The organism is Kribbella sp. NPDC051587, assembly GCF_044453945.1.
GTDB lineage: Bacteria > Actinomycetota > Actinomycetes > Propionibacteriales > Kribbellaceae > Kribbella.
Map to the genome: position 1 here is coordinate 719,239 of NZ_JBITDE010000002.1, position 6,289 is coordinate 725,527.

General features: G+C 68.6%; 8 protein-coding genes. 3 read left to right on the forward strand and 5 right to left on the reverse strand.

Annotated features, from left to right (window positions below; translation table 11 throughout):
- Positions 1–15 precede the first annotated feature (15 nt).
- Positions 16–762, reverse strand: a complete 747-nt coding sequence (locus tag ACIA49_RS09765) for a hypothetical protein (RefSeq protein ID WP_396376728.1) — start codon at positions 760–762, stop codon at positions 16–18.
- 81 nt (positions 763–843) lie between these two features.
- Here ACIA49_RS09765 and ACIA49_RS09770 point away from each other — a divergent pair, with 81 nt between their 5' ends.
- From ACIA49_RS09770 to ACIA49_RS09780, 3 genes are read left to right on the forward strand one after another with little or no spacing between them, the layout of a single operon-like run.
- Positions 844–1,266: a MaoC family dehydratase N-terminal domain-containing protein gene (locus ACIA49_RS09770; protein ID WP_396376729.1), complete on the forward strand. Its 423-nt coding sequence runs from the start codon at positions 844–846 to the stop codon at positions 1,264–1,266.
- The gene (locus ACIA49_RS09775) at positions 1,263–1,670 is read left to right on the forward strand and encodes a MaoC/PaaZ C-terminal domain-containing protein (RefSeq protein WP_396376730.1); all 408 of its coding nucleotides are present in this window, start codon (positions 1,263–1,265) and stop codon (positions 1,668–1,670) included. The genes ACIA49_RS09770 and ACIA49_RS09775 overlap by 4 nt, the downstream gene beginning before the upstream one ends.
- A complete protein-coding gene (locus tag ACIA49_RS09780) occupies positions 1,667–2,692 on the forward strand; it encodes a UDP-N-acetylmuramate dehydrogenase (RefSeq protein WP_396376731.1) in 1,026 nt (341 codons plus the stop codon). The genes ACIA49_RS09775 and ACIA49_RS09780 overlap by 4 nt, the downstream gene beginning before the upstream one ends.
- A 154-nt stretch (positions 2,693–2,846) precedes the next feature.
- Here the strand turns inward: ACIA49_RS09780 and ACIA49_RS09785 are convergent, their stop codons facing one another.
- From ACIA49_RS09785 to ACIA49_RS09800, 4 genes are all read right to left on the reverse strand, one after another.
- A complete protein-coding gene (locus tag ACIA49_RS09785) occupies positions 2,847–3,518 on the reverse strand; it encodes a hypothetical protein (RefSeq protein WP_396376732.1) in 672 nt (223 codons plus the stop codon).
- Positions 3,519–3,585: 67 nt separating this feature from the next.
- Complete coding sequence (locus tag ACIA49_RS09790; RefSeq protein ID WP_396376733.1) at positions 3,586–4,215, reverse strand: hypothetical protein; 630 nt, start codon at positions 4,213–4,215, stop codon at positions 3,586–3,588.
- On the reverse strand, positions 4,208–4,837 hold the full coding sequence (locus ACIA49_RS09795) for a 2'-5' RNA ligase family protein (protein WP_396376734.1): 630 nt from the start codon (positions 4,835–4,837) through the stop codon (positions 4,208–4,210). The genes ACIA49_RS09790 and ACIA49_RS09795 overlap by 8 nt, the downstream gene beginning before the upstream one ends.
- 4 nt (positions 4,838–4,841) lie before the next feature.
- The gene (locus ACIA49_RS09800; protein ID WP_396376735.1) at positions 4,842–6,185 is read right to left on the reverse strand and encodes a hypothetical protein; all 1,344 of its coding nucleotides are present in this window, start codon (positions 6,183–6,185) and stop codon (positions 4,842–4,844) included.
- Positions 6,186–6,289: the final 104 nt, after the last annotated feature.

The following is a 6,289-nucleotide window of genomic DNA, read 5'->3' on the forward strand; positions in this document are numbered from 1 at the left end:
GCCCTTCTCATGTCTTCAGACGGTGATGATGGGCCGGCCCGCCTCGTAGGCCGCCAGCCGCTCGTCCCGCGGAGTGAGGCAGCAGGAGCCGCAGAGCGCCCCGTCACCGACCTCGCTCGTGTAGTAGAGGCAGCAGGTCTTCCGCAGGTAGACGAGCTTCCCACCGGCCAGCTCCACGTCGCCCAGCCTGCTGAGCCCACCCGGAGCCTTCGCGACGAAGGTCTGCCAGCGCTCGAGCAGGAACCCCGGGTCGACCGTCTCGTCCTCCCGGGTGGCCGCGCAGAACGCCATGGCGCAGCCCGCCGCCACTCCGCCGTGCACCTGGCGCAGGCCGGCTCTCGTCCGCCGGTGCAACTCCTCGGACAGTGGGAGCAGGTGCTGACGGAGCACAACGTCGTACAGGGTCTGCAGACCGCCTGGCAGGTAATCGGCGGACCGGATGGCGACGGCGGCGATGCCGTGGCCGTCGTGTGGTCTTAGCCACACGTTCTGCGGCCGGATGTCGAGGACATGGCCCTCGAGCGCCCACAAGAGGAGTGCAGCGGCCGGTGCGCGGCCCGCGTAGAAGGACATCAGGCTCAGGGCGTTCGCGTGCGCGGAGACGTGCCCGCTCGCGTCGTTGTCCCGCTTGAGGAGCTCGGTGAGCTCCGGGCCGTCCTGCTCGAGGATCCTGTCCACCCGCAGCCACTCCGGGCCGTCCGGCGTACCGATCTCCAGCTTGTACCGAGGCGCATACCTGGCCAGCGCCGCTACTGCCGTCACGTTCGACCTTCCCCAGTCGGGTCTCAGTAATCCCCGGGTGGCGGCGCCGGGTGTCTCAGTGTGCCAGTAGGCTCTTGCGATATGACGATCGACGCCACGATGGTCGGCCGGAGCTACACGGCCGCCGAGTCCTACCTGGTCGGCCGGGAGAAGATCCGGGAGTTCGCCGCCGCGATCGGCGACGACAACCCGGCGTACACCGGTGACGACGCGGTGGCACCGCCGACCTTCGCGTTCATGCTCGGCAGCCGCGCGCTCGAGCAGCTGCTGAACGACAAGGAGCTCGGGCTGCGGCTCGACCGGATCGTGCACGGCGCGCAGAAGTTCAGCTACACCCGCCCGATCAAGGCCGGTGACGACATCGCGGCCACCGCGACCATCACCACCGTGCGCAAGGCCGGTGACGTCGAGGTGATCATGTACGAAACCGCGCTCAGCACGGTCGACGGCGAGCCGATCGCCACCTCGACCTCCACGATCTCCCACAACCGGGCGGAGTCATGAAGGCCGTTTCCGCGGGTGATGTCCTCCCCACGCTGACCGTGACGTTCCGCCGCGAGGACCTGGTCCGGTACGCCGGTGCCAGTGGCGACTTCAACCCGATTCACTGGAGCGACCGGATGGCGGCCGACCTCGGCCTGCCCGGTGTGATCGCGCACGGGATGCTCACGATGGCCTCCGCGGCCCGCGTGGTCACCGACTGGCTGGACGACCCGGCCGACCTGGTCGAGTACGGGGTCCGGTTCACCAAGCCGGTCGTCGTACCGGATGACGCCGACGGTGCCGAGGTGACGTTCTCGGCCAAGGCCGACAAGGTCGCCGACGGTCTCGCCGAGTTCGACATCACCGCCGTCTTCGGTGGCGAGAAGGTCCTCGGCCGGTCCCGGGCGGTCGTGCGCGTCTCGTGAGAACCCAGGTACCGCTGGCCGACTTCACCACCCTCCACATCGGTGGGCCGGCCGACAAACTCGTCGAGGTGACCACCGAGGACGAGCTGATCACCGCCATCCGCGACGCCGACGCGGCCGAGGAGCCCGTGCTGCTGCTCTCCGGCGGCAGCAACGTGGTGATCGGCGACGACGGCTTCCGCGGCACGGTCATCAAGATCGCCACCAAGGGCATCAAGGTCGACGCCGACGCCTGCTCCGGCGCGATGATCCACATCCAGTCCGGCGAGGACTGGGATGCCGTCGTCCAGCGCGCGATCGCCGAGGAGTGGAGCGGCCTCGAGTCGATGTCCGGCATCCCCGGCCTGACCGGCTCGACCCCCGTCCAGAACGTCGGCGCCTACGGCCACGAGGTCGCCGAAACCATTGCCTCGGTCCGCGTCTGGGACCGCTCCGAGTCCCGGATCCGGACGATCTTCGCCGCCGACTGCGGTTTCGAGTACCGCTCCTCCCGGTTCAAGGCCGCGCCCGAGCGCTTCGTCGTACTGGAGGTCGCCTTCCAGCTGAAGCTCGGCAACCTCTCCGCGCCCATCGGCTACGCCGAACTGGCCCGCGTCCTCGACGTCGAACCCGACTCCCGCGCCCCGATGGCCGACGTCCGCGAAGCCGTCCTCGCCCTGCGCCGCAGCAAAGGCATGGTCCTCGACCCCACCGACCACGACACCTGGAGCGCCGGCTCCTTCTTCACCAACCCCATCCTCGACACCCCCGCCGAGGTCCCCGCCGGCGCCCCCCAATGGCCCCAGCCCGACGGCCGCGTCAAAACCAGCGCCGCCTGGCTCATCGAGCACGCCGGCATCCCCAAGGGCTTCACCCTCGGCGCCGCCGCCGTCTCCTCCAAACACACCCTCGCCCTCACCAACCGAGGCACCGCCACCGCCAAGGACCTCCTCTCCCTGGCCACCCACGTCCGCTCCCAAGTCCACCAAGCCTTCGCCATCACCCTCGTCAACGAACCAGTCCTGGTGAACTGCAGCCTCTAACCCAGCCAGGCCTCGCCGGCCACGGCAGATGGTTGGACAGCGTTCAAATGCCCTAGTAAGTTAGTGACCAGCAAAGGCTTCGGCTTCTCGCCTTCAGGTTGAGTGAGCCAGGTTGGCCCTCGGTGTAGCTACGGCAGCCGGGGGTTTGCTATTTCTACGGGAGCTGTACGACGTGGGTGAGGTTCTCGACCGCATCGAACAGATCACGCCGACCCGCCACCATCTTCTGCCGATAGGCGCTACAGACGAGGTCGGGCAGCCACAGCAGGTGTTCCGACCCAGGAGAGACCGAGACCAGCGCCATCGACTCGGCGATGCCACCGGCTGCGATCAAGCCGGCTCTGACCGCACGGTCATGGTTGTTGATCCGCGCCACCCGGTGCTCTTCCAGGACAGCGAGTCCAACCGGCGGATGAGTCCCGTGCTCGGCGGTGTGGAGGACAGTCAGAAGCCGTCCGAGGACGGTGCCGCGAGCACGGGTTCCGTCTTTGTCATCGCCGCGGTTCACCGAGACCTTGTCGACGACGATGCATGTCTCGTCCGGCACTCGGAGGGTCTCCAGCAACGTCCGAACACGTGCTCGACCGTCCGTGGAGCGCAGTTCGTTCGTGGTGTGCCACCAGCCGGAGGGAACGAGGTCGTCGATTTCGTTGCGCAGGGCATCGCGATCGGGCTCGAGTACGACGACGGCTGCCATGACGTAGAACCGTGGTCGGCCGTCCTGCTCGACGTGGTAGGTCTCATCCAAGTAGGCAACCGGGCCGGAGCCAACGCGCTCGTAATGCGTTTTCAGGACGTTGCGCTGTCCGGCCCCGGCCGGCGTCATCTCCCAATCCGCGCGGGACAGCCCAACGGAGCGACTGCCCAGCTGGTACGGCGGGTTCGGGCTGGCGCTAGTAGCGCCATGTCCGGATGTGGGTTTGCATCCAGCGGGTTAGGAGGAGGGCTGCTTGGGGGGTGGGGTCTTGGTCGGGGGTCAGGAGGTCGGCGAGGACTTGGGTGGGGGCGGCTAGGCGGAGGCCGGTGGGGGTGCTTCGGCGGCGGGTGTAGACGACGTCGGTGGTGGGCTGGATGAGGACGACGGTGCCGGTGGGGGAGGGGGTGAGGTCCCAGGCGGTGGCAGCGGCTTGGGGGTCGGGGGTGTAGATGACGGGGTCGTCTTCGATGGGGCCAGCGGTCCAGAAGGCGGCCGCGTGGGTGCCGGTGAGGGCGTATCGGACGGGGCTGGTTGCGAGGTGGTGGAAGAGGTCGTCGTGGCTGGCGCTGGGCTTCCAGCGGGAGAGTTGGCTGGTGGCCGGCGCGGGGGAGTCGGCGGCCCAGTGGCGGAGCAGACGAGACCAGTCCGGTACGGCGATGATGCCGCCGCGGCGACGTTCCACGAGGGAGACGGCGCTCAAGTTGTCGATGATTCGCCGTACGGCGGGGGCGGGTGCCTGGCTGAGGTCGACCAGGTCGTGGGTGGTCCAGATGGAGCCGTAGTCGAGGAGGGCACGGATCACGCGGGCTGCGCTGTCGTCAGTCATGGGTGGGCCGGCCGAGGGGGAGGGCGACGTACGGCGTCCATTGGTAGCAGAGCTGGTCGCGGTTCAGGTCGATCAGGCTGACCTCGTTGATGTAGAGCTGCGTGGTGTGCTCGCCGAACTTCGCCACGCGGTCGCGCAGCGGTTCGGCCGGGGCCGACTGGTTCCAGTAGCCCAGTGAGATGTGTGGGTTGAGGTCGGGAAAGGCCGGGAGAGAGTCCTCGCCCCAGATCTCCTTGATTGCGTCGCGCAGGACGATGCGGAGCTGACGAAGGTTGTCGGCCGGGTAGACCGGGAGCTGGAGGCTCTCGAGGTCGACGATCGCCGGTCCGACGGTGACGCCGAAGGGCGCTGCTGACTCGAGGCGGTCGCGAGTAGCGGCGACGATCGAGTCGAGCTCCGCTGGGTTGAGCTTGTCGGCGAAGCCGACGCCCTGCAGGGTCAGGTGCAGCCATTGGCGGGGGACGGGCGTGAGCTCCGGCATCGAGCACAGCAGCGGCTCGTAGCTGCTGTGCAGTGCTGCGAGGGCGGCGGCGTACCGGAACGTGAGGTGCCAGGTGTAGAAGGACCGTCCCTGTCGCCAGCCCGGACGCCAGTACCAGTGATCGCGGACGTGGTCGATCATGTGGCTAGGACTCCTTTGCGATCAGGGGTTGGGGTCTGTGGTCGAGCTGCCGGCCCGGTAGGTCAGGGCGATAGATGAACTCACGGATGCGTTCGCGGAGCTGTCGTGCTCTCGCGACGCGGGTGTAGGGGGCCGTCATGGCAGCGACCTCGCCCATGCGGTGGATCAGCGGGCGGACCCGGTACTCCAGGGATGTGGTGAGGACGGGCTCGAGAGCAGCGATGGCCCCGTCGAGCTCACCGAGCGTCAGATGAGCCTTGACCTGCTGGAGCCTGACCATCCGCTCGGATCCTGGGTTGCGCAGGGCATGTGGTCTCGCTTCGAAGCGGGCGACCGAACGGTCCGCGTGCACGAGCGTTGCTTTCGCATCGCCCAGCGTCAGCTGGGCGTCGGCCCAGAAACCCTCGGCGCGCTCCGGTGTACACAGCAGCGGGCCACCGAGCTCCGGAATCGATGGTGTGCACGGCACCTCTTGGGCGGCGGCCAGCGCCGCGCGGGCCTCGGTGACCCGGCCTGAGCGGGCGAGGTCGACCGCGAGTGCACTGGTCAGGAAGAGTCGCGACGTTCCGGTGGCGTAGCGGAGACCATGCTGGGCGTGGTCGGCAGCCCGGTCGAACTCGTCCTGCCAGAACGCGGCGGTGTGCTGGGTCGCGCGGATCCAGCCGCGGAGCTCGTTGTGGTCCGCGGCCTCGGCGCAGGCCCAGGCCGTCCGCGCGTGGCTCTCGGCGACCTCCGGGTGGCCGAGATCGACGGACATCCAGGCCAGCAAGGTGATCGCCCAGCCCGCGGCGGCGTAGAGATCACGTGACTGCTTCGGTGACTGCCGCCCGGCCAGCAGGACGAAGGCCCGGTCGCGGACGGCCCGGCTGCGTTCGAACAACGGCTTGGTGGCGGTGCGGAGGTAGAGCTGGGAGATGCGTTCGATGTCGGCGTGCAGCTGCTCGACCGTGAGGTCGCCGACGTTCGACTCCTCGGCGAAGGTCAGCAGGGCGATCGACTCGTCGCCGGCGAGCCCGACCTCCTGGTCGAAGCCGACGGTCGACGGCGGGACCAGCTCCAGTTCGCCGGCCGGTGCGCCGGGCGGCGGGAGGAAGCCGAGCTCGTTGTCGGAGGCAACATTCAGGACGAAGCGCAGGCCGGAGCGGTAGGCGGCACCCGGCCAGCGGACCGCGCCCCGTTCGAGCTTCGCGATGTAGTGGCCGTCCAGTTCGTAGCGGACCTCGGTCGTCTCCCAGAGCCACGCACAGACGGTCTCCGCGAGCTCGACGCGGGACATGTACTCGCCGGGTGCGCGCCGAGAAGGGGTGCGCTCTCGTGCGCTGCGCAACAGGTCATTGGCGGCTTGCATGGCGGCAATTGTAGGTCTGCGAACACTCTCTGCAACGACGGAAAGGACGGCTGGAGACGATCTGCCCCGCGATGCCCCGGAATGCCCCGGGATGCCCCGATCTG